Raw genomic sequence first — 26,492 nt, forward strand, 5'->3', positions numbered from 1 at the left:
GCACGCATATCGAGCGTCTGATCGGCACCATGACGCGTAGAATGCGGCTTCTTCCGGGGGCGACCGGAGGTAATGTTACGGCGCGAGACGGCCATGATGCGGAAGCGGACGCGGCGATGACGCTTGAGGAATTCGAGCGGTGGTTGGTCCGGGAGATTTGCCGCTATCATCATACACCTCACGAAGGACTGGGTCGCGTCGCACCTGCGCAAATGTGGTCCACGGGTGTCGAGAGCCACGGGCCGCTGGCGCCGCCAGGTGTCGATATCGAGCAGCTAACCCGCCGATTTCTGCCGTGGGTCGAGCGGACCGTTCAATCGGGCGGCGTGAAGATTGATCATATTCGCTATTGGCACGAAAGTTTGGCGCCGCGCCTGGGTCTCAAGGTCATGATCCATTACGACGACAGGACTATCCAGGAGGTCTATCCTGTCATCGATGGAGTTCTTGTCGCTGCTGCTGCGGTGGGCAATTATCCGAACGTGACCAGGCCTGAATGGGATGTTGCGGTCGCTGCACGGCGCCATTCCGGCGTGGTTTACCAGCATGCTGGGGGTCAGGCTGAAATTGCGCGGCTTGTGCATGCCAACAGGCAGGAAGTTCTCAACGCGAAATCCCGGACGCGGGGCTTGCGAGACGCGCGAAAAAGGCTGGAAAGGGAAGGTGTATCCCACGCCGCTCAGCCGGCAAATCAGGAGGTTTCCAATGTACCCAGTTGGGTATCGGTGGCCGACTTACACGATGAAGGGTGGCTCAAATGGAGGGATTAGGTCAGCCGCACAGTTCCGCTTTCTGGATCGACTTCGACGAAGCGCGTTTTGCCGTGGAAACGCTGGTTGATATCGCACATGACGAGCCTGATGAACGGCCGCCCTGCGTCATTCTCGTGGGTCAATCCGGTATGGGGAAGACATCGATCCTGCGCGAAGCCCAGCGGCGTATCGAATGCGACTTTCCAGAGCCTGAAGGGTGGCGGGATGCCCGGTATGCTCCCGTCCTCAGGACCGTGATCCCAGCTAGTCCGACGTCGCTCAAGATCAACCTGACCTTGTTGTGGAAGCAGGGTTGGCCGATCACCACCAGTATCCACCGGATTGCCGACCTGAAAGTCGTTGAATTGCTCGGCAGACAGCGGACGCGGTTAGTGGCGGTCGACAATGTTCACGCCATTCTCACCGCGGGCGGCAGGGCGAGGCGTGACACCCTCGATGCATTCCGGTTTCTGATGAGCGAAGGCAATGTGTCTATGGTTGTCGCCGGTCTCGAAATCGCCGCAGACATCTTTGCCGAGGACGTCGAGCTGGCCTATCGCTCGATCGTCCTGCGATTGCCGCTCTGGCCGCCTGGAGAGCCATCCCAGCGCCTGATCCTTGCGCTGGCGCGGGGATTGCGCATCATCGAGCCGGAACGCTTCGCTGAGCCCGAGATGGCCGAATTCATCTGGCGCACCAGCCATGGCGTGACAGGGAATTTCAAACGGCTTTTGCATTGGGGCCATAAGATTGCCTCTCGCGACGGTCGTCAGCGTGTTGAATTTGCAGATTTGCGCGCAGCAGCAGCGATGCTCCCGGCTTCAGCTTGATGGCCGCCAAGTGGTCGCCCAATCTTGAGCCTGAGACGCTGGCGTTCCCGATCAAGCCACGCAGAGATGAAGCGTTTGATTCGTGGTTGAGCCGCTTGACCGCCGCCCACCGGGTGAGCCGGGCACAATTGTTCCGCCATCTGGAGATCGCGCCGGGTCTTTCGCGCTTGGACCTGGCGCGAGGGAAGGGCGGTCTCGATCCGGCGCTGCATGCGGCCTGCGATGCGATGGTGGAACGGCTTGCATGGGCGGTCGAAATCGATCCCGAGCAGATCAATGCGACCTTTCTCGCGTGTGAGGCGGAGGCGCTCCTGCCCTCTGCGCACCGCCATTACGTCTGTGCGCTATGCTGTTACGAGGCGCATCTGGCTGGCGGGCCTATAATCGTGCGCCGCGAATGGATTTTTCGGGCGACCTGGCTATGCAGCCTGCACGGGTTGCCGCTCACCGACATGCGGAGCCTTCCATTGGAGGACACGGGGCGGCAATTGCAGGCGTTCTTGGCGCATGCCGTGATGCGATCTCGCAGAATTCAATGGAAAATCAAACCGACTTCTGCCGCGCTTGCGCGAAACAAGACAGTGATCGACTGCCTGATGCGCCCTAGCGATTGGGTGGGGCTTGCGCCGCCATACCAGCGTTATCAGGAGCAGTTCGTAGCCAATCAGTACCATTTTGCGCGCGAACGGATCGGCATGCTGGCGCTGGCGCACAGCCCACGTACGAAAGCCGCGCACCGCTTTGAGCGTATGATCGCAACCAGACTGGCCGAGAGGCCGCTGACTGAAGGTAGAATTGAAACGCCGGTTCGAGGTGCATTGCGTCTGCGGACCTGCAAGCTCCCCAAGCCCAGATCCAAATGGACCTGCGACATCTTTGCGCTGATCGCCACATACGGCACTGTGCGCCAACGCCAGGAGAAAGAAAGGGAGCTGGCGGCGGAATTCGCGCGCTACGAGGGTCTTCCTCTCCCGCCGACGGCAGCCTGGCCGTCTAGAAGCTTGCTTGATGCCGCCAATCTGGCAGTGCCAGGGTTGGCGTAATGGCGCAGACAAAGGTCGTGAACGGGCCTTGAGCGTAGGCCATGCGTGTTGCCTCCAGCTGGCGCAGGAGTTTGGCAGCACCGGCCTTGGTCGCGCCAAGCGCGCGGGCAAGTTGGGCGGGGGTGAGGGTGCCAAGGCCGAACAGCAGCATCCAGGCATGATAGAGGCGCGAGTTCGAACGCTGGCTCGGAAACTCGCGCGCAAAAACATCGGCGCCGCGCGGGAAACGGGCGATATCGCAGGCAGTAGCATAGAGTGCATCGTGCAGACTCTCGCGGGCTTGGGCGCGGCGCTGGCTGGGGTCGCGGTCGGCCCTGAACAGTCGGCGCTGGACAAGGCCGGGGAAGGGGAGGGGGGTCTCGCTCAGCCGAAAGGCATGCCCGCGCGCGCTCGCCGCCAGGTTGATTGCCCAGCACGGGGTTCGGGCGGTTGCCGTCAGGGCATCGGGCTCGTTCCCGCGCGAATAGCGGAAGCGCTCGACGAGGGAAAGCAGCCGCTCGAGTGGATCGCCGGGCAGCTTGGCGTGACCCAGCGCGTCGAGTACGGCACTGAGTTCGGGAAGGCTGGCAGCGACGATGGTTTCGGTCTCTCGGGCTTCGCTGGCCATCGGCAGGATTGCGATCTTGCGCACTGTCCGGATGGCCTCGGCGATCACCTTTTCGGGGGTTGGCAGGGCGTGCTCGAAGAGGGCGAGGAAGGCGTTACGCTCGCCCATGCATTCGGCGCCGATCAGCGAGGCCCCGAGGGTAATCGCCCGGTCCTGGCGGTATTGCTCCCAGGCACGGCTGAGCCAGTGGAGGGCGAGTGCGGCGCGCATTTCTGCGGAATAGCAGGTGTCGGAGGCCAGCAGGCATTTGGCCAGAGCATCGATCTGGCCGATACGGAAGGCGATAGGGCCGGCGTCGATCGTGCTGCTCAATTCAAGGCTTTCGCTCTGGAGGCTGCGAACTGGCTAACGGGACAGGGAATCGTCGTCAACACAGAGTTTACTAAACCTACGCTTTGGTATCCTATCCATAGCATCGTAAATCGGCGGTATTTCCATAATCTAATATTATGGTAAAATCAGCATTGCCCAGAGTGCCGATTTTGGCCCATAAAGTGCCCATGAAATCCACCCAAAACGATCCTTCCGCATGACAACCGATCGTCCGTTCCCGTCATCGGTGGAACTGGTGCTCGGCGGCCACGGGATGCTGATCGATACCCGCGCCGCCAGTCCGCTGGCGCTTGAGGCCGCAGTCGCGGCGATGGCGCCGGCGACCAAGGCGGCCATCACGGCCGATCTCAAATGCTTTCTAGGGTGGTGCAAGGCGCGACGGCCTGTCGCCACGGCTGTTCCCGCCGAACCGGAAACGCTGGTCCACTACTTGCACTGGTTGTCTAAAGGATCGGACACGCGCGCGGGTGCCAAGCCCGCCACCCTTGCCCGCCGGATCGCCTCGATCGCGCGCATTCACCGCATCCTGGGTTTTGGCGACACAGAGCCGCTGCCCACCCAGGCTGGAATGGTGCGCGATACGCTGAAAGCCATCCGCCGCAAAAAGCGTGAACGGCAAAAGCAGGCTGCGCCGCTACGGCTCGGCGAGGCGATGCAGGAGGGTCAGGCACCGCCCGAGGGGGTAACCGTCAACGCACTGCTGGCCTCGTGCGGCAGCGACATCATCGGTCTGCGTGACGCAGCGCTGATCAGTCTCGCCTATGACGCGGGCTTAAGAGTCTCCGAACTGGTCGGCACCACGGTTTCCGATCTGCGCCAAGTCGGCGATGGCAGCGGACGGCTCGACATCGCGCATTCCAAGACTGACCAGTTGGGGGAGGGGGCTCTGGCCTGGCTGTCGGGCGACACCATGGCGCGCCTATCGACCTGGTTGCTCGCAAGCGGCATCGGCGAGGGTCCGGTGTTTCGGCGCATCAATGTTCTGAGCGGTCCGCCAGACGCCTCCGGGCAGCGAATTGTGCGGCACTACATCGGGGCCAGGCCGCTCACGCGTCAGGGGGTGGTTGCGATCCTGCGTCGCCGGGTGCTGGAGGCGGTCGATTGCGGTCTCGTCGAAGTCGAGCCCGGGATGGAAGGTGACACCGTGCGTGGGCTGAGCGCGCACTCGTTCCGGGTCGGGTTAACACAGGACCTGTTCGCAGCGGGCGAGGACGGCGCAGGGATCGCGCTGGCGCTGCGCTGGTCCTCGCCGACCACCGCGCTGCGATATGCCCGCGAGCTTGCCGTAGGCAATAATGCGGCCGCACGGGTGCTGGGCAAGTTGCGAGGGAGCGGCTGAGGCAGAAGCAGGCCAATGTCACTATTGTTGAAGCGCTAAAGGCTCCGCTTGGACCCGGCATGACGTCAATTATGGTGCGTCACAACGATCCACGACAAAAAGTCGCGTCGCTCGGCCGCATACCACGAGCGCACCAGTTCGTCGGCGTCGAGGCCTGGATTGTGCTCAAGTCCCGCATTTTCAAAGGCAAAGTCGCGAACATGGAGTCGCCAAAGCCGCCGCAGCGAGGCCAAAGCAAGGGCTTGACCGAGTTGCGGCGACACGAAGGGCAGCGCGCCTGCGATGCGGGAAAGCGTCAATTGCCAGGGGGCAGGGGAGGCGGGCACAAACAGATGGTATACTAAACCTGCAAAAAGTATACTCTGCTTGTACGGTTTGTTTGCTGTCCGATAAGAGCCCTTCACGGACATCATGTTTATCTATAAGAGGTGCATGAGATCGCGGGCGAAATCGCGAACGGCAAAGGCGCGACGATGACCAGAGACCCTCGTGATACTGCGCTGATCCCAGAGACTGAGGATTCAGCCCTGGCCATTCGCGGCATTGCGCCGCGCCTTGCAGACGAGATTGAAGCGGCGCGATCGTATCGTGCACGCTCGAAGGCGGCAAACACCGTGCGCGCCTACGACAGCGACTGGCAACAATTTGAAGGATGGTGCTGGCAGCGGGAATTGGAGCCGCTGCCTGCGGTGTCTGAGGCGGTAGCCACCTATCTTGCGGCGCTGGCCCAAGCGGGCAGGGCAGATAGCACCATCGCCAGGCATCTGGCCGCCATCGCTTGGCGACATCGACAAGCAGGGGAGGTGGCGCCGCAGCACCGTGACCCGCGCGATGTTATTGCCGATACGCTGGCCGGCATTCGTCGTGAGCAGCGTGCACGGCCGACCCGCAAGAAGACCGCGATCCTTGCCGCCGATCTGGCGCGGATGATTGCAGCGGCTGAGGGGCAAAGTAGTCGTGCCGTCCGAGATCGCGCGGTGATGGCTCTGGGGTTAGCCGCCGCTTTGCGCCGTTCTGAGCTGGTCGCGCTACAGTTGGCAGACCTCGAACTGGTGCGCGAAGGCCTGAAGTTGACGATCCGGCATTCGAAAACGGATCAAGAGGGACAGGGGCAAGTCATCGCGGTGCCGTCTGGCAAAGTGCTCAAGCCGGTTGCCCGGCTCAATGCGTGGCTGGCTATCCGGGGAGGTGAGGCAGGGCCATTGTTCTACGGGACCGATGCGCAGGGCAAAATGACTGACCAACCCATGTCGGATCGTGCGGTTGCCCGGTTAATCCAGCGTTATGCCGAGAAGGTTGGGCTCGACCCTGCAGTTGTCGGCGCGCACTCGCTGCGGTCCGGGTTCCTCACCGAGGCGGCCAAGGCTGGCGCATCACTGCCCAAGATGCAGGAGGTATCGCGGCAAAAGAAGGTTGAGGTGCTGCTTGGCTATGTCCGCGACGCTGCGTTGTTCGAAAACCACGCCGGCGACAGCTTTCTGTAGCGGTAGTGTCGGAATCCCCGGGAAGTATTCTTCTCCCACGACGACTGGCGCTGTTGCGCAATGCCTTCAAGTGGGACATTTGTGCCGTTCGTGGGCTACCCGCTGAACGTCAATTTTCGCCGAAATTTGCCATTCCCAATCGGGGCAGTAGACTGGCACATTCCACCAAAAAAGGCGACGCTCGTATAGCCTTTGAATATCTCCGATACCCGCTATTCGTTCATTCGGGCGCGCATGCGTAATGCTGCCTCGCAAGCGTGACATCACTGGTTGGTTATCCAACACATCAGTTCAGGAACTAGAGCCGCAACTGATCGCGGTCGGCCATGGCGGCGACCAATTCGGCGCGGGCTGCGGCGCTGCGATAGATCGCGTCAATCTCGCGGATCGTGGCATCGGCCAGTGCTTCTTCGCGCAAGTTGACGACAAGGAAATCGCTGGCCCCCAAGGCATAGCGGCGGCGTTCAGCCTCGGCCATGCGGCGGGCAAGGGCTGCTTCATCGGTTGCGAGGGCTGCAAGGCGTTGCGCCCCATCCATTTGCGTGCGCAAATTGGTAATTTCCACGCCCACTTGTTCCTCCAGAAAGCGCAAGCGGATCGATAGCGCATCTTGTTCGGCGGCCACTTCGGCAATGCGGCCCCGCGCGGCGCGCTGTTCCAGCGGCAGCGAGAAACGCAGACCAAACAGCGCCTCAGGCTGGGTGCGCACAGGTGATCCGGGGCCGATATCCTGAGATGCTTCGGCGCGCAGATCAAGCCGGGGGCGCTGTTCGTTTTCCGCCATGCGCACACGGATGGAATTCTGATCGATCCGGGCCAGCAGCGCCTGAATATCCGGGCGGCCTGACATGGCTTCTTGCCGATCGACCAAGCGGGGGTTCACGCCTTCGGGCATACGCGCGGGCAGGCGCGCGGCATCGGGCACGATAGGCTGGCCCAGATCATCGCGCAAAAACAGCGACAGCGCGTTGCCAAACAGGGTGAGGTCTTGTTCGGCGCGCACCAGCAAGGCTTGGCGGCGGACGATGTTCTGGCGGTTTTCCACGCTGAGGATGGCAGGCCGGGCACCCAGTTCAATCTGCCGATCAATCGAGGCCTGACGCTGCTGCGCCAGATCGAATAGTTCGCGCAATGTTGCCACACGCTGCCCTGCGGCAACCCACTGCTGATAGGCCTCAATGGCACGGCGCTGCACGCCAATGGCCACCATATCCCGGTCCAGCGCGGCAAGGTCGATCTCGGATTCGGCCAATTCACGTCGCCCGCGCCGCTCATCAATCAATCGGTCCCGCAATAGCGAGAACACCGCCCCGACGCGGACCTCGCCCAGTTGATTGGTGACCGATTTGCCTTCGTAGCTAGGGAAGCTGCCGCTCGACAAGCGGTAGCCGGTATAGATATTGCCGCCGTTGTTTTCCAACGGACGGCTTGCTTTTACATCGGCAAACGTGCCGCTATAAAAGCCTGTCGCGCGGCTTTGCGCATCGGCATCGAACACCAGATCAAACTGGCCCTGCGCCGATAGTGCGCGTGCACCCGCCTGCCGCTGCCGCGCCATCGCTTCAAGGATTTGCGGGGCGTGGGTTGCGGAAGATCGCAGGACGTCATCCAGCGTCAGTTCGGCGGCGTGGGCCATGGGCGTAACCAGAACCGCCAGCGCCATAACCAGACGGCGGATCATTTCTCGTCCTCGGCGTAACCATCGGCCTTGGGCTTGCCTTTGGCCGCGTCCTTGTCGGCCAGTGCCTTGGCCGCAGTGCCCTTGCGCGGGCCAGTGTCGACAGGCTGCGGGAATTCGAGCGGGAAGTCGTTCAACTGGCGCCACAATTCATAGCCAATGGTCACGGTTTCCATCTGAATCCAGCCCCGCACTTTCGATCCAAGCCGCACGAAGTTGTCTTCCGGCCAGACAGGCTTGCCGGGCATGGGTTCCACCAGCACCCGGAACAGGCCCGATGTCTGCGACGATGGATCGATGGAGCGCACGCGGCCATCAAACATGCCTTGGGCAACCGAGGGCCACCCGCTGAACTGGATCGCGGGCCAGCCTTCAAAGTGCAGGCGCACCGGCTGTCCTTGGCGCACCAGTGCCACATCGCGGCCATCAACCATCAGTTCAACCACGCGCCGCGCTTGATCCGGGGCAAGCGTGGCCAGCCAATCGCCTGCGCTGATCAAAGTGCCACCGGCGGCGGTGTTAAGCGCCTGAATCCGCCCATCGCGCGGCGCGCGCACCAATTGTACCGACTGCCGGCCCAGCGCGATATCGACCTTGCTCAGCTTGGCGCGCGCTTCGGCCAGCTTGGCTGCGTGATCGGACACCTTGATTTGGGCGTTTTCCAGATCGCGCCGCGCTGCAAGGCCTTCTGACAGCAATTCGCCTGATCGCCCGACATCGATCCGCGCCACTGCCATCGCCTGATCGGCAGCGGCAATCTGTGCCAGAACTTGCGCGCGTTCTGCAGCAAGGCTGGTGAGCAGCGCAGGATCGTTGTCGATAATCCGGGCGATGGGATCACCCTGTTTCACCGATTGGCCATCGGCCACATACCACTTCTCAACCCGTCCCGGCACCAGCGCGGTGACTTGCTGGACGCGGTCTTCGGGGTTCAATGCGATGACCTCGCCCCGGCCCGGCGCTGTTTGCACCCACTGCACCAAGAACAGGAACACGGCGATCACCGGGATCGACGTTGCAATCATCCAGCCAAGCGCGCGGGTCAGGCGGGGGACGCGCAAGCTGGACAGGGTAGCGAATGCGCCGAAATTGCGTTTTGCAGGAGCGGGCATGGCTTAACGCTCCTCTGGGTTCGAGATCAGCGGCAGGATTTGCGCCGGATCATCCGCGCGGCGCTGTTCGCGCTTGCCGATCCACAGCCACGCATCGCGCGCCAAGCCTTCGGGCCGCGCGGTGAATTGCAGGATCGTTGTGCCGTGGGGGCGCAAGTGCTTCAGAACGGCGTCAAGGCGGACGGGGGGAAGCATATCGAACAGCGGGGACAGCATCAGCACGCGCGGCCGGGCAAGCAATGCGCCAGCCAGCTTGAGCGCCATCGTTTCGCCCACCGACAGCGGCCAGCCTGACGAGGAGAGTTTGGCATCCAAGCCGCCGGGCAAATCGCCGATCCGGTGCGCAAGGCCAACCAGTTCCAGCGCGTCGAGCATCGCTTCAGGCCGGCCCGGCGCGCTGAGGCCAAGGTATTCGCGCACGGTCATTTCTATGATGGTGGGGCGATCAAGCACGATCACATCGGAACGCAGGCGATACATGTCGAACGTGCCAAGATCGGCCCCGCCAACGCTGACAAAGCCATTTTCGGGCAGTTCCAGACGTTTGAGCAAGGCCGCAAGGCTGCGTTCGACGCCGGGCGCAGCGATAACGCCCACTTGCGCTCCGCTTTCCAATGCAAAGTCAAAGACGTGGCCTGCGTGACGCACATCGCGCAGGCGGATGGCCCCATCGGGCGGCGCGGGCGCATCGCCATCGGGCGCGGCCTCTTGCGGCACGTCCCAGAACAGCGAAAGTTCCTCAAGGCTGGCGGCAAGATCGTAGAATATTTCAAGATAAGTGCCCAATTGTGCGATGCCATAGAACACGCCGGACAGGATCAGTTCGGCGGCGACCAGTTGCCCGATCGACAATTCACCTTGCAGGATTAGCCAGCCACCCAGCGCCAGGAGGCCTGCACTTGCCAGCGCATAAAGCAGCAGCAACGCAATGGTCTGGCCAAAAGTATGGCGGAAGTGGCGGCGGTGGCAATCGACATATCTGGCGGTCATCGCTTCGGATCGATCAATCGCAAAAGCCATGTGGCGGCTTGATTTATAAATGCCGTTCGAACCGCCAACACTATCAAGCCAATGCGCGGTCGCGTGCTTGGCGTGGCTTTTGGTAACGGCGGTGCGCAAACTGGCATGTGCCCACACCCGCCAGATCACCACGACCATCAGCACCAGCACAGTATTGAATGCCAAAAAGAACGGGTGGTAAAAGCTGGTCACGATCAGCCCCACAAGGCTTTGCAACACGATGGCAAAACCGCCGATCAGCAAGCTCGTCAGCGATTTTTGCACAACGACTGTATCAAAGAAGCGATTGAACAGATCGCCGCGGCGTGAATCCACAAAGAACGGGTTTTGCGCATGGACCGCGCGCAGGGTAATCTCCGCAACAAGCCGCGCGAAAAAGCGCCGCTCAAACAGCGCCAGCAAATGCACACGAAATGCGCTGAGCACGCCAGAAATGACCAATAGCGTGAACAAGATGGCCGCCAGCGTGATCAAGGGGGCGGGCAAGGCGGTGTTGGCGACCGAATTGATCAGCAATTGCACCGAGATTGGCGTGGCCAATGACAGCAGCGAGATCGCGGTGCCATAGAGCAGCGCAAGTCGGATGAAACCGGCGTCTGGGCCAAGAACTTCGCGCGTCCAGCGGGCAAAGTCGCGGAATGTCGGCATGTGCTGGTCGGCAGCGGGGTCGGCCATCGGGATAAGGGTTCCATTTTTTCGCACGTGCAGCACAATTGAGCGCAAAATTTAACTTCAACGTCAGTTTATGGCACAAATTTTTCGCTCGGGCAGTCTTTGTCCGCTTGACCAGCGAACGGCACTACAATTTTCTGCTTAGAAGGACCTAATGCGCAGTACGATTTCGCTTCTGCCCATGAAGCCGCTGCGGGCTTCTTTCCTCCAGGTCGCACACCAAGCCGCGTATTCCAATGTAAGCTTCGAACTGTCTTACAAACTGAACCTGATGGGAGGAATGTTGCGTAGGCACTCCACCCGGTTTCGTGTTTATCAGAGCAATTAGGCAGGTGTTTCAGATGCAGAGGGCACTCACGAAATTGGCTTCTCCGATAGACAGAAGCAATTGTGCGAGTGCCCAAAGAGATGTTTTGCCTCCACCACCCAAGCTACGGTTAGATATGGCGTGCTATCCAGTCACCACGAACCCAACTGTGCGCCTGGTGCTTCCAAGGATCAATCACAACGAGGTTGATCCAGCCATGTTCAACTAAGCAGCCCACCGTATCGTTCCCTAGAACTATCTCTTGCACGCGTTGCAGCGGGGAGGACACGATCACCGTCAGGCGGCGTGGAGTGTGATAGGGTACGCCATCATCCCGGAAAAGCGATTGGCGCGGTAGCCCGGTGCACAAATCGCCACCGCTACCCTGAACTACGCCAAACCCGCCGACGACGTTCTGTGTGGTCTTATCGCCGGCGCCATAAGCCTCATTATCTATAGTGGAGAACAGGTACTGGTTGTTTATCCATTGGCCTACGATCATCGGCGCGGTCATGATCGATGTCAGCGCACTCCCATCTTCATCGTGCTGCCAATCGTAGCTGTGGAGGAATGCACTTCCGGCAAGATCAATGTCCTTGGTCATCGCGCGTGGTGCAATGATGAAGGCGGCATTGCCCGAAAGGCCCCATTCGGGCCGTACTTCGCCCCAATGTGCCGCTCCGGTCAATAGATCATCGGCACCGCGACCCAGTGCTTTTGCCCGCTCTTCGCGCGAGACTGTTCCGGCGCGCGCGAGCGCGCGTTCAAGCTGTTCGAGATCATCCTTATGGCTGGCAGGAACCGAATGCCGGTCAAAGATGCTGACGATATCCTGCGTGGTATCGTGCTGGGCGGCAATGAACCAGGTGTTATCGGGCAAGACGATGCCTTTTGTAGCCAACCCCTGACGCACGGAAGCATCATTGAGAATGTCGGCCATCAACCGCGCGTTTGGCCCACCGGGGTGGCCGCCACATGCGCCACAATCAAGGCTGGCGGCGAAGGCATTGTTGGTGGTGCAACCACCGTGGCCGACGAGCGCCACCAAACGTGCGGTGGATGGGCCCAACCCAGTCAGTGCAAACATACCTTTGGCATAGGCGATCTTTTGATCGAGGCTGAACGCCGGATCGCGATCGTTGCAGGCCGTGGGGGTGAGCACGCTGCCACGTTCCCCGACCACGGCGCGCCGGACTCGGTCTGTCAGGCGGGGGGCCAACGTGCGGGCGAGCATGGTGATGGCGGCCAGCGGGCCTGTTGCCTCTGCCGTGGCAAAGCCAGTTGCGCCACCCTTAGTTGCATCAAGCATGGTTTGGGCATCGCCGAACGCGGCATGGCGTGAGAGCATCGCAGTAGCATCAGCCTCACGCCCCGGTATAGCGCGTTCGGTCACGAAATGGGCAGGCGATAGTAGAACCGGCAATTGATTGCGCGCAGGCGCATCGCAAGCGGGGTTAATAGCGATGGGCAGCCCGAAAAAGCCGGCATAGCCAAGCGTTGCATAGGCACCCTGTGCCTCCAACGCACGGCGCATGGGCTCCGAACGCACGTCGATGCAGAACACCAATTGCGCGACGGGTTGCTGGACATTCAATTCCCGCCATTGCGATGCCTTTTCAAGCTTAGGCGCGATAGTGGACATATAGCTCGCTTCTGCAGCCTTCAGAAACACGAGGCCAAGCGCGGTTTGGTCCATTGCGGTAATCGCGGCCAGTTGTTCGCGCGCTTCGTCGCTCCATCCATCGGCAGCATCCGAGGGCAAACCGAAGTGGCCCAGAAGCGCGGCTTGTACGTTGGTTGCCGGTGCTGAATTGAGCTCGGGGAGCGTCGCATTCGTGGCACTCTGCGCTAGGGCGATCAATGCGATGAGATCAGTCATCGTGGCGGGAGCGCCGGCAGAGGCAGTCACGCCGGCGTGTTCATTGCGCCAACGTAAGTGTCCTGCCCACCCTGGTAAGGTGGCGACGAGACCGCGCAGCCACGCCATACGATCATCGCTGGCAATATTGGCGCGCCGCATGGCAATGGCGATCAGCTCCAATGGATCAGCAGGGGCCTTGTGGATCAAGGTTGCGCCGGGCTTGTCTGTCAGGCGGAGCATCGCGGGATCGTGGCGAAGGCTTTCGGTCACGCAGGCATAGAGCCCACGTTCACGGCCACGAAGGGGTAATGCTGCCTTGCGGTCAAAGAACCCTGCGATCCAGCGGGTGAGCACGGCCACGGCCGGAGTAAGCTGGCGGCGGGCGGGCGCTTTATCTTCAACAGGCATTGCCTCAAGCCGCGCCAACAGCAGGTTGTACGCAGTCAAGTCAGGCCCGAGCGAGGAGAAGGCGGTGTCTACCCCGCCGAGCGTTGATACGACCGTTTTGCGCAGGTTAATGTCGTCGATCCGGCCTTCAGCCTTTAACGCACGCCATTGCCCCAAGGATAGCGATCCGCGTGCGCCAAACAGCGCGCCAGCTTCACCGATCGCCTGTTCAAAAGGCAGATCTTCAAAACCCGAGAGCGGGTTCACTGCTATCGCGCTATAGAGCGGCCAAAGCGGCGCGACGGTTTGCGCGGCGACATCGATCAGCGCGCTCAGTGTTGCGCGGTCATCCGCATGGTTGAGGAACATGGTGGTATGGGCGGCGAGGTTTCCGGTCTTGGCATGCATCGGGTCAGTCCTTCAGGCCAGATGTGGGTACGGCGGTGAGTGCGGCGGCAGGGGTGCCGACTTGGAGTAAGCGGGCAACAATTGCGGGATGCAGCGTGCGTTCAACAGATCCGATGCGCTGCTGGGCAACCCAAAGGCCCAAAAACATTGAAAGCAGGGAAAATTGGGCCAGCGGTGGCAAGAGGGGAGCAGCGGCATCGCTTTGCACTTTGCCAAACGCAGCCAGTATTGCAGCGTTCAGCGCGATGAGCAGCGCCGGCATCGCCAAGAGCCCTACGCTATGCAGATTGCGGCCCGCACGGCGTGCCGCCACCGTCAGTGCACCGAGCACGGCTGCGAGTGCTAGGCCGAGCGGCAGGAGGGCGGGAGCAAAGCTTGTGAACATGGACAAGCCCATGACAATCAGCACAGCAAGTGCGATCATGGCGGCTATCGGGCGGTCAAGGCCTTTGGGGCAAACCGGCGCGGTAGAGACAGTGCCCGATGAACCAAGGAACAACCACGCTTTAAACAAGCCATGGGCAATCATGTGCCAGAGTGCGGCCGCATAAGCGCCGAGCGCAATAGTAAGCAGCATAAAGCCCATTTGCGCCACGGTGGAGGCTGCCAGCGCACCTTTCACATCGCTGCGCACAATCATGATCGCACTGCCGATCAACGCTGCAACGACGCCCGCAGCAAACAAGGCATATCCGGCAATTGGCGCCGCTTCTAGCACTGGGGCAAAACGGACCAAGAGGAAGCCACCGGCATTCACAAATCCCGCATGCATCAGCGCCGAAACCGGAGTTGGCGCGGCGAGCGAGCCGACCAACCAGCCAGAGAAAGGCGGAGCGGCGCAGCGAGCCATAGCGGCCGCCGCGAGCAGTAGCCCGGCGGCGAGCGTCGTGGCGAATGGCATGACGGGGATCATTGTGACGATCGTGGTGATCTGGGTTGATCTGGCGGTAAGAGCAAGCGCGATGACCGCACAGGTCAACGCAAGATCGCTAATGGTGAAGGCCAGCGTGGCGCGGCGAGCGGCGTCTTGCGCCTCGTTCCAGTCACCGACATGGCCGATCAGGCCGACCATCATCCGTCCAATGACAATCCAGCCAGCGGCCAGCAGCAGCGCGTCAGACGCAAAGGCCATCAGCAGCGTGCCCAGCGCAAGTCCTGCGGCAAGGCGATTAAAGGCTGCGCGACGCGGGTCCGCGCGAAGCTGGCGACGGGCAAAGACGACGACTACCAGCGTTACGAGCAAGCTGAGTCCTGCCAGCGCCACTCCGGGCGTAGTTAGTGAGACGTTTCCAGTGATGAAGGTAGCGAAAAGCAAGGTAGCCATTGCGCCAAGCGCCACGTCGGCACGGGTGACCCGCACCTTCGGTTTCGGGGCGGATTTACGGGAAGTCGTGGTCTCGTTCATGCGTTCAACCTTTCGTCGATTGAGCAAGTGCAGCATGATTAGAGATTTGTGAAACGAATAACTGAAATATTGAACATTGCATTTGTAAATGATAGAAGTGCACACATGGCTTTGCGAAACCTTGATATCGACCTATTGCGCTGCTTCGTGACGATTTCCGATACTGGCAGTTTCACCCGTGCCGGGGCACGGCTGGGGCGAACGCAATCAGGAATTTCTCTGCAATTGAAGCGGTTGGAAGAGCAGGTAGGGCGGGCGCTATTTGTGCGATCACCGCGCAGCCTTGCGATGACATTTGAAGGGGAGCGGCTTATTGGCCCCGCCCGCCAGATCTTGCGGCTGCACGACGCCACGTTGGCTGAAATGTTTGAGCCTGACATTGCAGGCTCGGTGCGGATAGGAGTGCCCGAAGACTTTGCTACGGCCCATTTGCCCGGCGTGCTGGCCGCCTTTGCCGAAGCGCACCCCTTGGTGGAACTGGAAGTAGCCTGCGATCTGACGCTCAATCTGTTCGAGCGGTTTCACGCTGGCGATTTCGATCTGGTTCTGGTGAAGCGTCAGCCCGCGCAAGAGCGGCAAGAAGGGGTGCGTGTGTGGCGCGAACCCTTGGTTTGGGTTGCGCGCGACCGTCAGGCGGTGGCAGACCGGTTACGCATTCCTCTGGTGGTCTCCCCCGAACCTTGCGTTTATCGCAAACGCGCGACCGAGGCGCTGGATGCGATTGGGCGAGCATGGAGAATCGCCTATACCTCAACCAGCCTTGCCGGCAGCCTTTCGGCGGTTCGGGCAGGGTTGGGGATTACCGTTCTACCGCTGGAAATGGTGCCACCAGGGCTGATGGCGGTGGGAGGGAACGCCGGTCCGGAAGTGGCCAGCCTGCCACCGCTTTACGATACTGAAATTGCGTTGATCGAGGCCCCGGGCCTATCGGATACTGCACACCTCCTGGCTCAGCACATTATCGCGGCACTCGAGCGCGGCGCCTAATCTCCGATGATGAAATTGGCCAATGCGGTGGGACGGACCGACCTGATGCCATCTTCAACCGGGTTGGCAGAGCGTAGCTGCGGCTGGCGCATAGCATTGACGTTCTGGCCGTGCGCTGTGTCCTGCGGCGTGAGGCGATCATTGCTGATCCGCCAGCGCCGTTGCTCATCGGCCCGGTTGGCACAAACTGTCATGCCGTGTGATGGTCGGCACCCTTTTTCCTGCTGGCTGACATGCGGTGCGATGTCGTGCGTCAGTCGATAATCGTGATGCGTTTCCAGCGAATGCGGTGCCAGCGAGAGTGCCGCGGCGGTCAGCAGGCTTAACATGACAATTGTACCTTTCAGGCGGGAGAAAACGTACTTCAGCAGTTGGTCTGACAGTGCGCGCCACCAGGGCAAATGACGCGCACTGTCAGTAGTCCACGGGTGCCGGCAGTGGCGTTGCGCCATCGCTGTTCAGGCATCCGGTCCGTGGCACACCGCGCGCCAGGGTTCGGGGTCATTCGGCGCGCGGTATCTTCAAAATCTTGACGGAGACGGCGCGGATTGGCAGCGCGCCGCCCCCGGCAAGGGTAGTGGTTGGATCGTCCAGCGTTGTTTGGCCTGCAACGAGGTGTGTTGGGACCGAACTGCTGGAAATCGACCACCGCTTGGGGGCGTCCTCTCTTATCCCTTGCAAACCCGCGATGGCGTGGAATGTTTGTTGCGTCCAATCGAAAAGATTGGCACTAATCGATAGAATTTATCTATCGGAGCAATCATGCCGACCTTACGACAGCTCGAATATTTCCTTGCTGTTGCTGAGTTGAAACATTTTGGGCATGCAGCTCAGCTGTGCAACATTTCGCAACCCACGCTTAGTCATCAGTTACGGACGCTAGAGGAGCGCCTAGGCACGATTTTGATTGATCGCGGATCAAGTCTGCCGGAATTGACTCCCGTAGGCCGCGAAATTGCCGAGCGAGCAAAGCGAGTCATGCTGGAGATTCGCGATATTCGCGGGCTGGCCTCTCGGTCACGCAATCAACTGGCGGGAATTGTCAGACTCGGCGTGACGCCAACACTGGGGCCATATCTTATGCCCGCGATCATCGGCGCGCTTCATGTTGAGCAGCCTGAACTGCGTCTTTATATACGCGAGGGCATTCCAGTAGATCAAGCGCGCGATCTGGTGGCAGGTCGATTGGACATGCTTGTGGGCCCACAACCGATTGCAGGTGAGGGATTAGAGATCCTATCGCTGTTCAATGAGCCGTTATCCGTGGTGGCACCTAATCATCACCCGCTGGTGGGCAAAGCGCGGTTGGAGTGTACAGATCTGGCTGGCGCACACTTCTTGACGTTGGATCACCGCCACCACTTCCACCAAATCGTGCAGACGGCGTGCGCGCGGTTTGGCGCAGAAATTCTGCACGATTATGAAGGAACCAGCCTTGATTCAATTCATCAAATGGTTGGCAGCGGGGTGGGTTTAGCGATTCTGCCTGAATTATATCTACGATCCGATGTGGGCGGTGAGGCGATGGTAGTGCGGTTGCCTGTCAGCGATTGGTCAAGTAGCCGCCAGATTGCCGCTGCATGGCGCGCGCGATCGGCCAATGCCGAAGATTATCGCGCGCTTTCGATGCGTATCCGCGATAAGGCGCGTAATTTGCTCATATAGATAAAGAAGACACATTCTTTCACGCGACGTTCGGTTAGCTGCCCGTCAACTGTTGACCCCATGGATGACGGGTTCCAACGCTAGCCGACATTCCCGATGCTGCATCCGAACGGCATGAGTTGGTCGTGTGCTGCCGGTTGCCCTGAAGGGAAATTCGCGTCGTTTCCGTTTAGGCTGCGCTTTGTTTTGAGAAGTAGCCGGGCGTGTTTAGAACGGACGCTACCACATCTTGTGCAAGCTGCTTATCGGCGAAATGGGCTGCGTTGTTCAGCCTTACTTGCGCGGCGGCTTCATCATAGACGAACGGCAAGAGGCACAAGCGGCGGCCCGAAGTAACTGGTACCGCCTCATGCAAGAGCGAGCATGAAAATACGACAGCACCGCCCACTGGAGCATTGTAAATGCGGCGTCCAAATTCAGGGAAACGAACGCCGCCGCCTTCGTAATCGTCGTTGAGCGCGATTGAAATCGCAAAGCGGCGATGGGCTGTGCCCATGGTGGTGTTGTCCTTGTGCGGACGAAACCAACCACCGCCTTCAGATTCATAGCAAGCAACCAGATACCGCTCCATACGGCTCAGCTTAAACTGATATGCCTTCTCAATCTGGGGGGCTAGCCTGCGCAAAACCCGTGCTTGCAACGCAAGCCGCAGCCTTTCATCCTCGATCAGGCAATCGAACCGGCGCTTGTGCCGGTGATCGATCACACCGATGGTTTTTCCGGTTGCCGGATCAGTGGTCATATAGCCGCTATCTTCCAGCCCGTGCTCTTCTGCATAAGCAATAAAATCTCGGCACAACTCAGGTTCAAGCATCTTTGGAATGATCAAAACAGGAGCAAAGCCGTCCTGATCCGAAACAGGATCGGGCAAAGCTTCCACGATTTTCTGTACCGCGTAAAAATGCGTTCGTAAGTCTTTAACCGGAATCGTTTCAATCACGCGCTGGCAAGGATCAAGCACAAAGGTCAAAAGCTTGAGCTCAATGGATCCGCCGTCCTCAGCTTCGCTAAAGTTGCCGATCTTGCGTGCTAATGCGTGGGTGTGATCCCAGATCACCCTGATCCCTGGCGCACGATCCGCAAGGCGGCCCTGCGCTTCATCTGCAGGATCGCTTGAAACAACAAAGCAGCACGTCTTGGCATCGTCAAACAGACTTCCGCTTGCGTAAAGCGACTGCAAGTATTCCGGGCAGCCGTTAAAGTTGGTACCGGCCATGAAAGTGATAACGACATAGCGCCCTCCTGTGCTGTCGAGCGCGAAAGTAGGGTTCGCTGTCGTGCGAACAGTTACTGTGGGAAAGGGATCACCGGGGCTGAGCATGACTGAGGCGTAAATTGGTGTGGTTAATGCGCAGTTACCGCTTGCGTCAGCATTTGCCAGTACTGCGCCACTTAGGGCGCATGCGCGAACACGCGCCTAAGGACAGAGCTTATTGATCCGCGGAAAGTTGGCGGGGCGTAACCAGGCGCTCCTAATCGATCCGCAGAGGTTCGAACTTTGTGTAAGCAGCAGATTGTTTGGCTGGAGGGGTGCTCTGCGGTAATGAAGTGTTGCTACACCCGCCTGACTGCATCATCCCAGAAATTATTGATTTATCTCAATATCCTGCAGTCCATCCGTGCCAGAATGCTGTATCAACCGTTCTATCCGAGGTTGATCATTACAGCACGAGGAGCACGAGATGACGAGCGCCGTTTCAAGCTGCAATTCACGGTCGATCCTGACCTATGCAACAGTTGATAGCTTTGAGGCAGAGCGGGGCGCAATGGCGTTGGCTCTTTCGGTTTGCACAGCGATGCAGGCTTGCCTGACTGGCGTGCTGCTTGATCTGGAAGCCAACATGCCGCCCAGTGTCACAAGCCTCAACTTTGCGCAAATGTGTGAACAGTCGGAACTGCGCGAGAAACGAAACACGCAGAATGCGCAAGCGCTAGAGGCGAAGGCTGCCGAACGTGGCATTCCGATTGAGACGCTGACAGGTATCGATCATTCGCGCGGGGTGATAGGGTTTCTGGCAGATCATGCCCGGCTGCACGATCTGCTGGTTATCGGTGCTGATGGCGCAGGCCTTATGTCGGACCGTATGATTGCCGAGAATGTTCTGTTCGAGTCCGGCAGGCCAATGCTGGTTGCGCCATCAGATTTTGCTGGCCCCTTTTCTGGCAGGAAAATCGCGGTCGCTTGGGACAACAGTCGGGTGGCCGCCCGCGCTATGGGTGATGCTTTGGCATTGTTCCCGCAGGTGCAGGAGATCGTAATGATCGTTGTGGGCGACGAGAAGACAATCCAAAGCAGCCTTACTGCCAGTGATGTCGAGCACACGCTTGCGAGGCGCGGTATCTCTGCAAAAGTGCATAATGTTTTAGCTCAGGCCAAGCCGGTAGGTGATGTCCTGCAGGCGCAGGCAGAAGCTGTCGAAGCAGATTTGCTGGTGATGGGAGGCTTTGCCCATTCGCGACTGCGCGATGTCATTCTCGGCGGTGCAACGCTGTCTGTGCTCAAGGCGCCCCGCATGCCCGTTTTGCTTTCTCATTAACATTGGGCATTGGCCATGATCGCTTCGCAGCACCGATTCCACGCAAGTACAACGCAGGATGTTCTGCAGGCGCTTGATGCTGCGCCCGGTGGACTGGACGAAGCAACTGCCGCGGAGCGACTGCACAAGTTCGGGGCCAACAGCCTGCCGCAGGCGCGGCAGCGCAACGCGCTCGTGCGTTTCGTGCAGCACTTCCACAACATCCTGATCTACGTTCTCATGGCTTCGGCGCTAACCACAGCAATGCTGGGGCACTGGATCGATACCGGGGTCATTCTGGCCGTGGTGATCGCCAATGCGGTAATCGGCTTCATCCAGGAAGGACGGGCCGAGAATGCGATGGCGGCAATTCGCGATATGCTGGCTCCCCACACTGCCGTGCTCAGAGAAGGGGCGCGTCGAACCATCGCGGCAACGGACCTGGTGCCCGGCGACATCGTGCTCCTGGAAGCGGGGGACAAGGTTCCTGCCGACTTGCGTCTGATTGAAGCGCGCGCGCTGCGAATTGAAGAGGCGATATTGACGGGCGAGTCTGTCCCCACGGACAAGGACACGCCCCCGGTCGCAAGCGATGCAGCACTCGGCGACCGATCCTCCATGGCGTTCAGTGGCACACTGGTGGTGGCAGGAACGGGGAAGGGCGTGGTCGCTGCGACGGGATTGCAAAGCGAAATCGGGCAGATCAGCGGCATGCTGGCACGGGTCGAGACGCTGACCACACCGCTGGTGCGGCAAATGGACATGTTTGCCCGCTGGCTGACCGCCTTCATTCTTGTCGTAGGGGCAGGGCTGCTGGTGTTCGGCGTATTCGTGCGGCAGATGCCCTTTGCCGAGATATTCATGATCGTTGTAGGCCTGTCGGTCGCAGCAATTCCAGAAGGTCTGCCTGCGGTGCTGACGATAACGTTGGCCGTGGGCGTGCAGGCCATGGCGCGTCGCAATGCGATCGTGCGGCGCTTGCCCGCAATCGAAACGCTGGGGTCTGTTTCGGTCATCTGCACCGACAAGACCGGTACGCTAACGCGCAACGAGATGGTTGTGGGATCGCTGGCCACCGGAGCCGGACACTTCAGTGTGGATGGTCAAGGCTATGCCCCGATTGGGGCCATTCGGTTGAATGGGGCTGAAGAAGGTTCGGCTCGCTATCCAGTTCTGACCGAGTTCGCGCTTTGCGCCAGACTTTGCAACGATGCCGCACTGGTGTGCAGGGGGGATACCTGGTGCGCCGAGGGCGACCCGATGGAAGGTGCGCTGCTGGCGCTGGCGGGCAAGATCGAGGCAGAGGAGGGTGACAATGCGGCGGTCTTTACCCGCATCGATGCGATTCCGTTCGATGCAATGTGGCGCTATATGGCGGTGTTAAGCCACGATTCTGCAGGCAGGACCTTGGTTCATGTAAAAGGTGCGCCCGAAGCTGTGCTGCCCATGTGTGCAGACCAGTTCACGCATGGCTTGGGAACCGCTCCGCTCGACACCCCGTATTGGCAGTCCATGATCGGGCACATGGCGGCGCAAGGGCAGCGGGTTATCGCGCTTGCAATGCGGGCCGTTCCGCAGCAGCAAACCGTGCTTGGCGCGAGCGATCTTGACAGCACGCTGACGCTGATCGGCCTTGTCGGACTGATTGATCCGCCACGCACCGAAGCAATAGCGGCCGTAGCCGAATGCCACCGTGCGGGAATCTCGGTTAAGATGATCACCGGCGATCACGGTGCTACCGCCCGCGCTATTGCCGCCATGATCGGGTTGCGCAACACCGATGACGTGTTGACCGGCGCTGATATTGCCGGACTTTCCGATGCGGATCTGGCACTGGCGGTGATGCGGGTGGATGTTTTTGCGCGCACATCGCCTGCTGACAAGTTGCGCCTGGTGACCGCCCTGCAATCGCGCGGATTGGTGGTGGCGATGACGGGCGACGGGGTGAATGATGCTCCGGCGCTCAAGCGTGCCGATGCCGGGACAGCCATGGGCATCAAAGGCAGCGAAGCCGCCAAGGAAGCGGCGGAACTCGTGCTGGCAGACGACAATTTTGCCTCGATTGCGGCAGCCGTTCGCGAGGGGCGCACTGTCTATGACAATATCCAAAAGGTCATCAGTTGGACTTTGCCGACCAATGCAGGTGAGGCACTGACCGTCATGGTTGCGCTGCTGGCGGGTATGACCCTGCCAGTCAGCGCGGTGCAGATCCTTTGGATCAACCTTATCACCGCAACCACGCTGGGCATCGCACTGGCCTTCGAGCCGAGCGAGAGGGGCACGATGCAGCGCCCGCCACGCCCGCGTGATGCACCGCTGCTCAGCGGTGAACTGGTGTGGCACATCCTGCTGGTATCATTGCTGTTTGTGGCGTTCGTGTTCGGCATCTTCGCCTATGCCCGGGCACAGGGCTATTCCGTAGCTCTGGCGCAGACCATGGCGGTAAACATGCTGGTGGTTCTCGAAATCTTCCACTTGTTCTTTATACGCAATATCTACGGTACGTCGCTGACGTGGAAGGCTGTTCGTGGCACGCCTGCGGTGTGGTTGTCCGTAATGGTCGTGACTGTTGGGCAATTCGCCATCACCTATGTACCGGTGTTGCAGAAGGTGTTCGGGACGGAGGCTGTGTCTCTGGCTGATGGTGTGCTGATCGTGGCGGCAGGGGCTGCGTTCTTCGCGTTGGTCGAAATCGAAAAGCAGATGCGCCTTGCATTTCGGCAAGGTCCGACGCGGCAATCTGAGCTGCTTAGATGACTGCCCGCCCAATTGCGGGATCAACACAAGGACCTGACCTATGGCAAAAATGAAAGCTGCAATTTTCGTCGAGCCGGGGCGCATTGTCCTTGACGAAAAACCGATCCCCGAAGTCGGCCCGCTTGATGCGCTGGTGCGGATAACGACGACGACGATCTGCGGAACCGATGTCCACATTCTGAAAGGGGAATATACGGTTGAGAAAGGGCTAACCATCGGACATGAGCCAGTAGGCATAATTGAGAAGCTGGGTTCGGCAGTGCAGGGCCTCGCCGAAGGTCAGCGTGTCGTGGCAGGAGCCATCTGCACGTCGGGGCACAGTCATGCCGCCTTGTGCGGATGCCATGCGCAGGACGGACCCGGCACGCCGCACGGATGGAAGCCGTTAGGCGGGTGGAAGTTCGGCAACACGATTGACGGATCGCAGGCAGAATACCTTCTTGTTCCTGATGCGATGGCCAATCTTGCCCTCGTTCCAGAAGGCCTGACCGACGAACAGGTCTTGATGTGCCCTGACATCATGTCGACCGGTTTCTCCGGCGCGGAAAGCGGCAAAATCCAGATTGGCGATACAGTAGTTGTCTTTGCGCAAGGCCCGATTGGTCTTTGTGCCACGGCGGGCGCACGTATGATGGGAGCAACGACGATCATCGCGGTCGACAGTGTGCCCGCGCGCATGGAGATGGCGAGGCGCATGGGCGCCGATCACGTGATCGATTTCAATGCACACGATCCCGTTGCGGAAATCATGCGTTTGACCAAAGGACGCGGCGTCGACGTTGCGATCGAGGCGCTGGGACGGCAATCGACGTTCGAAGGTGCACTGCGTGTCCTGCGTCCGGGCGGCACGCTCTCTTCTCTCGGCGTCTATTCAGAAGATTTGAAGATTCCGCTGGATGCCTTTCTGGCAGGCCTTGGCGATCACACTATCCGCACAACGCTCTGTCCCGGCGGCAAAGAGCGAATGCGCCGCCTGATGGATGTGATCGCCTCGGGGCGCATCGATACACGCCCGCTGGTCACGCACCGCTTCTCGCTGGATCAGATCGAGGCGGCCTATGATCTGTTTGCCAACCAGCGCGATGGTGTGCTGAAAATCGCTATAACGCCCTGAGTTCGTGACGCGCAGCTTAGCCGAGTGAATTGGCGAGCTCGTCCCGGAATTTGGGATGCGCCAGCCCGATTAGCGCATCAGCGCGCTGATGGACGGACTTTCCGCGCAAATCAGCCCAGCCATGTTCGGTCACGACGATATGTGTATCATTGCGAGGCGTGGTGACAGGACCATCGAGCATGGGGACGATCCGCGATACTGTGCCATCGCAAGCAGTCGACTGGCAGGCGATGATTGACTTGCCCCCGCGCGAGGCAGATGCCCCGCGCACAAAATCAAGCTGGCCACCCGAACCGCTATATTGCCGACCAAGCAAATGTTCCGAATTGCAGGCACCACCCAGATCGATCTGCAAGGTGCCGTTCACCGAGACCACATTGTTGTTCTTGGCAATGTGGCGCGGATCGTTCACCAGATTGACCGGCAGCGAATGGAATGCCGGATTGTCGTCTATGAAGGCGTAGAATGGTGCGTCGCCCATTGCAAAAGTGAATACACTGCGGCCTCGATAGGTGGTTTTTGCCTGATTGGTCACAGCGCCACACTGCACAAGGCGCGCCATAGCCGGTGTCATCAGTTCGGTGTGGATGCCGAGATCGCGGCGATTTTCCAGTTGGTTGCAAACCGCCGTCGGCAAAGTGCCCACGCCCATCTGAAGACATGCGCGATCATCGATCATGCCGGCAATGATCTCCGCAATCGCCAGCTCTTCGGGACTTGGTTGGCCGCCGGTAACTTCAGGCAGCGGCACTGTGTTTTCGACGATCGCATCGACCTCGCTCACATGCAGCAAAGAGTCCCCAAAGACACGGGGCATATTGGGATTGACCTCGACGATCAGTCGTTGCGCACTGCGTGCGGCCGAAGAGGTATAGTCATTGCTCGTGCCGAAAGTGAAGTATCCGTGCCGATCCATCGGCGATACGGTGGTGATGCAGGCAACGAGCGCAAGGCGGCGCGTGAGCAGTGCAACCGAAGCGCTGAAAGCGACAGGCACGAATTCAATCGGGCCAGGCGTGCGCCCTTTGGGCCATTCGCGGATAAGGGTACGTTCAACATGACTGAGAAACATGCAGTGCGGGCGCACGCGATCGAGCAGTTCAGGGCGCAGGACGGTTTTACCAGCGGCATCAAGCGAGTGGAAATACCAAAGGCGCAGATTCTCGATGTGTGCGCTTTCGACCTTTCCTGCCAGTGCTGCAAGGAGCGCTGGCGGTTCAGCCACAGCCATACCCATCGCGACATCCATATCACTGCGAATAAATGCGATTGCATCGTCAGCATTCGCCAGACGACTGCGATAGAGGTCCTGCAATGTCATGTGCAAATCAGCAATCTTCCCGGACCAACAAGGTATCAACCGACACACAGCGCAACAGTTCCTCGGCCCGGCTGCCAATCATTGCGCGCACGAAACCGTTCCGGCCATGTGTTCCCAGAACAATCAGGTCCGCATCGAGCGTTTCGGCAGCCGCGCAGATCACTTGATCCACTTCACCATAATCGAGATGAAGCTCCACCCGCTTACGAAGCGTGTCGGCTATGGCCGGATCGGCAAGGAACTCGGTGAGGCATACATGAGCCGCCTCTGTAACTTCATCGCGTGTTTCGTCCGAGCGTAACCAGGCTTCGTAGGGAACATGAAATGCGTGAACCACGTGCAGCCGTGCATCAGGAAACAACGCTGCGGCTGTCAAGAGCGCTTCACGTGAGCAAGGCGAACAGTCGGTTGCGACAAGGATCGAGCGATAGGCATGGTGTGGTCTTTGCTTGACCACCAGCACGGGCATCGCGGCATTGCGGATCACATGATCGACAGCGGTGCCGATGAAATAGTCACCGATGTGGTTCATTCGTGCAACTCCGGTCACGATCAGCCTGCAACCGGTTGATTGGGCCGCCGAGCAAATGGTGGAAGGTGCAGGGCCTATGGCCGGCAGGATGTCCACGTCGGCATCGGGCTTGGCCAGCGCGTTGCGAATTTCGCGTTCAATCCGTGTCTGGTCAGATGTGAGAACATTGTCGGCATCAAGCGCATGGAGTACGATCAGGCGTTCCTGCAAGCTGTTTGCGAGCATCATGGCGCGGTCAACCGCGCGGTCAGAGCGGGCGCTAAGATCTGTGCCAACCAACACGGGAGCAACGTTTTTGTGCGCAGCTGTTTCGTTCATATCCATCTCTCCATGCAATGTTCATTCGTGGACTAGCCAGCAGC

21 protein-coding genes are annotated in these 26,492 nt (G+C 59.8%); 10 read left to right on the plus strand and 11 right to left on the minus strand.

Annotation, left to right across the window (positions count from 1 at the left end):
• Positions 1-29 precede the first annotated feature (29 nt).
• The 3 genes from LUA85_RS18620 to LUA85_RS18630 are packed head-to-tail and all read left to right on the plus strand — an operon-like array spanning position 30 to position 2,625.
• A complete protein-coding gene (locus LUA85_RS18620) occupies positions 30-770 on the plus strand; it encodes a Mu transposase C-terminal domain-containing protein (protein ID WP_231471607.1) in 741 nt (246 codons plus the stop codon).
• Positions 758-1,582: a TniB family NTP-binding protein gene (locus LUA85_RS18625; RefSeq protein WP_231471606.1), complete on the plus strand. Its 825-nt coding sequence runs from the start codon at positions 758-760 to the stop codon at positions 1,580-1,582. The genes LUA85_RS18620 and LUA85_RS18625 overlap by 13 nt, the downstream gene beginning before the upstream one ends.
• The gene (locus LUA85_RS18630; protein WP_231471605.1) at positions 1,582-2,625 is read left to right on the plus strand and encodes a TniQ family protein; all 1,044 of its coding nucleotides are present in this window, start codon (positions 1,582-1,584) and stop codon (positions 2,623-2,625) included. Before LUA85_RS18625 ends, LUA85_RS18630 begins: the two co-directional genes overlap by 1 nt.
• Here LUA85_RS18630 and LUA85_RS18635 read toward each other — a convergent pair.
• On the minus strand, positions 2,576-3,544 hold the full coding sequence (locus LUA85_RS18635) for a hypothetical protein (RefSeq protein ID WP_231471604.1): 969 nt from the start codon (positions 3,542-3,544) through the stop codon (positions 2,576-2,578). The two genes, LUA85_RS18630 and LUA85_RS18635, sit on opposite strands and share 50 nt — an antisense overlap.
• 217 nt (positions 3,545-3,761) lie before the next feature.
• Between LUA85_RS18635 and LUA85_RS18640 the strand changes: the two genes are divergently transcribed.
• Positions 3,762-4,904: a tyrosine-type recombinase/integrase gene (locus LUA85_RS18640; protein ID WP_231471603.1), complete on the plus strand. Its 1,143-nt coding sequence runs from the start codon at positions 3,762-3,764 to the stop codon at positions 4,902-4,904.
• 65 nt (positions 4,905-4,969) lie between these two features.
• On the opposite strand, the gene LUA85_RS18645 is transcribed toward LUA85_RS18640, so the two are convergent.
• A complete protein-coding gene (locus LUA85_RS18645; protein ID WP_231471971.1) occupies positions 4,970-5,317 on the minus strand; it encodes a hypothetical protein in 348 nt (115 codons plus the stop codon).
• Positions 5,318-5,377: 60 nt separating this feature from the next.
• Here LUA85_RS18645 and LUA85_RS18650 point away from each other — a divergent pair, with 60 nt between their 5' ends.
• Positions 5,378-6,388, plus strand: coding sequence for a site-specific integrase (locus LUA85_RS18650; RefSeq protein WP_231471972.1), 1,011 nt, complete (start codon positions 5,378-5,380; stop codon positions 6,386-6,388).
• Positions 6,389-6,686: 298 nt separating this feature from the next.
• Here LUA85_RS18650 and LUA85_RS18655 read toward each other — a convergent pair whose 3' ends face one another.
• From LUA85_RS18655 to LUA85_RS18675, 5 genes are all read right to left on the minus strand, one after another.
• Positions 6,687-8,069: a TolC family protein gene (locus LUA85_RS18655; RefSeq protein WP_231471973.1), complete on the minus strand. Its 1,383-nt coding sequence runs from the start codon at positions 8,067-8,069 to the stop codon at positions 6,687-6,689.
• Positions 8,066-9,178 (minus strand): efflux RND transporter periplasmic adaptor subunit, encoded by a 1,113-nt coding sequence (locus LUA85_RS18660; RefSeq protein WP_231471974.1) that lies wholly within the window; start codon positions 9,176-9,178, stop codon positions 8,066-8,068. Before LUA85_RS18660 ends, LUA85_RS18655 begins: the two co-directional genes overlap by 4 nt.
• Positions 9,179-9,181: 3 nt before the next feature.
• Positions 9,182-10,873 (minus strand): ABC transporter transmembrane domain-containing protein, encoded by a 1,692-nt coding sequence (locus LUA85_RS18665; RefSeq protein ID WP_371823735.1) that lies wholly within the window; start codon positions 10,871-10,873, stop codon positions 9,182-9,184.
• A gap of 434 nt (positions 10,874-11,307) precedes the next feature.
• Complete coding sequence (locus LUA85_RS18670; RefSeq protein ID WP_231471975.1) at positions 11,308-13,833, minus strand: DUF2309 domain-containing protein; 2,526 nt, start codon at positions 13,831-13,833, stop codon at positions 11,308-11,310.
• A gap of 4 nt (positions 13,834-13,837) precedes the next feature.
• A complete protein-coding gene (locus LUA85_RS18675; protein WP_231471976.1) occupies positions 13,838-15,343 on the minus strand; it encodes a proton-conducting transporter membrane subunit in 1,506 nt (501 codons plus the stop codon).
• Between LUA85_RS18675 and LUA85_RS18680 the strand changes: the two genes are divergently transcribed.
• Entirely contained in the window at positions 15,344-16,225 is an 882-nt protein-coding gene (locus LUA85_RS18680) for a LysR substrate-binding domain-containing protein (protein ID WP_256448282.1), read from the plus strand. It abuts the gene before it with no gap.
• Here LUA85_RS18680 and LUA85_RS18685 read toward each other — a convergent pair.
• Positions 16,222-16,677, minus strand: coding sequence for a hypothetical protein (locus tag LUA85_RS18685; protein WP_231471978.1), 456 nt, complete (start codon positions 16,675-16,677; stop codon positions 16,222-16,224). The genes LUA85_RS18680 and LUA85_RS18685 overlap by 4 nt on opposite strands.
• A 310-nt stretch (positions 16,678-16,987) precedes the next feature.
• Here LUA85_RS18685 and LUA85_RS18690 point away from each other — a divergent pair, with 310 nt between their 5' ends.
• Entirely contained in the window at positions 16,988-17,890 is a 903-nt protein-coding gene (locus LUA85_RS18690) for a hydrogen peroxide-inducible genes activator (protein ID WP_231471979.1), read from the plus strand.
• A 169-nt stretch (positions 17,891-18,059) separates the two neighbouring features.
• Here LUA85_RS18690 and LUA85_RS18695 read toward each other — a convergent pair whose 3' ends face one another.
• Positions 18,060-19,211 carry a 2OG-Fe(II) oxygenase gene (locus tag LUA85_RS18695; protein ID WP_231471980.1) on the minus strand — a complete coding sequence of 384 codons (1,152 nt, stop codon included), beginning with the start codon at positions 19,209-19,211 and terminating at the stop codon, positions 18,060-18,062.
• A gap of 361 nt (positions 19,212-19,572) precedes the next feature.
• Between LUA85_RS18695 and LUA85_RS18700 the strand changes: the two genes are divergently transcribed.
• From LUA85_RS18700 to LUA85_RS18710, 3 genes are read left to right on the plus strand one after another with little or no spacing between them, the layout of a single operon-like run.
• Entirely contained in the window at positions 19,573-20,427 is an 855-nt protein-coding gene (locus tag LUA85_RS18700; RefSeq protein WP_231471981.1) for a universal stress protein, read from the plus strand.
• A gap of 15 nt (positions 20,428-20,442) precedes the next feature.
• Positions 20,443-23,163: a cation-transporting P-type ATPase gene (locus LUA85_RS18705; protein ID WP_231471982.1), complete on the plus strand. Its 2,721-nt coding sequence runs from the start codon at positions 20,443-20,445 to the stop codon at positions 23,161-23,163.
• 40 nt (positions 23,164-23,203) lie between these two features.
• Positions 23,204-24,277, plus strand: a complete 1,074-nt coding sequence (locus tag LUA85_RS18710) for an NAD(P)-dependent alcohol dehydrogenase (protein WP_231471983.1) — start codon at positions 23,204-23,206, stop codon at positions 24,275-24,277.
• Positions 24,278-24,293: 16 nt separating this feature from the next.
• Here LUA85_RS18710 and LUA85_RS18715 read toward each other — a convergent pair whose 3' ends face one another.
• Both LUA85_RS18715 and LUA85_RS18720 read right to left on the minus strand, forming a co-directional pair.
• A complete protein-coding gene (locus LUA85_RS18715) occupies positions 24,294-25,598 on the minus strand; it encodes an acetyl-CoA hydrolase/transferase family protein (protein WP_231471984.1) in 1,305 nt (434 codons plus the stop codon).
• Positions 25,599-25,605: 7 nt separating this feature from the next.
• Positions 25,606-26,448, minus strand: a complete 843-nt coding sequence (locus tag LUA85_RS18720; protein ID WP_231471985.1) for a universal stress protein — start codon at positions 26,446-26,448, stop codon at positions 25,606-25,608.
• Positions 26,449-26,492 lie beyond the last annotated feature (44 nt).

The sequence above is a fragment of the Novosphingobium sp. CECT 9465 genome (assembly GCF_920987055.1).
Taxonomy (GTDB): domain Bacteria; phylum Pseudomonadota; class Alphaproteobacteria; order Sphingomonadales; family Sphingomonadaceae; genus Novosphingobium.

Excerpts from the sequence above, each read along its gene's own strand:
- LUA85_RS18625 (WP_231471606.1), top strand. The coding sequence starts at position 758 with ATGGAGGGATTAGGTCAGCCGCACAGTTCCGCTTTCTGGATCGACTTC.
- LUA85_RS18680 (WP_256448282.1), top strand. The coding sequence starts at position 15,344 with ATGGCTTTGCGAAACCTTGATATCGACCTATTGCGCTGCTTCGTGACG.
- LUA85_RS18630 (WP_231471605.1), top strand. The coding sequence starts at position 1,582 with ATGGCCGCCAAGTGGTCGCCCAATCTTGAGCCTGAGACGCTGGCGTTC.
- LUA85_RS18715 (WP_231471984.1), bottom strand. The coding sequence starts at position 25,598 with ATGACATTGCAGGACCTCTATCGCAGTCGTCTGGCGAATGCTGACGAT.
- LUA85_RS18705 (WP_231471982.1), top strand. The coding sequence starts at position 20,443 with ATGATCGCTTCGCAGCACCGATTCCACGCAAGTACAACGCAGGATGTT.
- LUA85_RS18645 (WP_231471971.1), bottom strand. The coding sequence starts at position 5,317 with ATGATGTCCGTGAAGGGCTCTTATCGGACAGCAAACAAACCGTACAAG.
- LUA85_RS18655 (WP_231471973.1), bottom strand. The coding sequence starts at position 8,069 with ATGATCCGCCGTCTGGTTATGGCGCTGGCGGTTCTGGTTACGCCCATG.
- LUA85_RS18720 (WP_231471985.1), bottom strand. The coding sequence starts at position 26,448 with ATGAACGAAACAGCTGCGCACAAAAACGTTGCTCCCGTGTTGGTTGGC.
- LUA85_RS18695 (WP_231471980.1), bottom strand. The coding sequence starts at position 19,211 with ATGCTCAGCCCCGGTGATCCCTTTCCCACAGTAACTGTTCGCACGACA.
- LUA85_RS18660 (WP_231471974.1), bottom strand. The coding sequence starts at position 9,178 with ATGCCCGCTCCTGCAAAACGCAATTTCGGCGCATTCGCTACCCTGTCC.
- LUA85_RS18670 (WP_231471975.1), bottom strand. The coding sequence starts at position 13,833 with ATGCATGCCAAGACCGGAAACCTCGCCGCCCATACCACCATGTTCCTC.
- LUA85_RS18640 (WP_231471603.1), top strand. The coding sequence starts at position 3,762 with ATGACAACCGATCGTCCGTTCCCGTCATCGGTGGAACTGGTGCTCGGC.
- LUA85_RS18665 (WP_371823735.1), bottom strand. The coding sequence starts at position 10,873 with ATGGCCGACCCCGCTGCCGACCAGCACATGCCGACATTCCGCGACTTT.
- LUA85_RS18620 (WP_231471607.1), top strand. The coding sequence starts at position 30 with ATGACGCGTAGAATGCGGCTTCTTCCGGGGGCGACCGGAGGTAATGTT.
- LUA85_RS18685 (WP_231471978.1), bottom strand. The coding sequence starts at position 16,677 with ATGGCGCAACGCCACTGCCGGCACCCGTGGACTACTGACAGTGCGCGT.
- LUA85_RS18650 (WP_231471972.1), top strand. The coding sequence starts at position 5,378 with ATGACCAGAGACCCTCGTGATACTGCGCTGATCCCAGAGACTGAGGAT.
- LUA85_RS18710 (WP_231471983.1), top strand. The coding sequence starts at position 23,204 with ATGGCAAAAATGAAAGCTGCAATTTTCGTCGAGCCGGGGCGCATTGTC.
- LUA85_RS18690 (WP_231471979.1), top strand. The coding sequence starts at position 16,988 with ATGCCGACCTTACGACAGCTCGAATATTTCCTTGCTGTTGCTGAGTTG.
- LUA85_RS18700 (WP_231471981.1), top strand. The coding sequence starts at position 19,573 with ATGACGAGCGCCGTTTCAAGCTGCAATTCACGGTCGATCCTGACCTAT.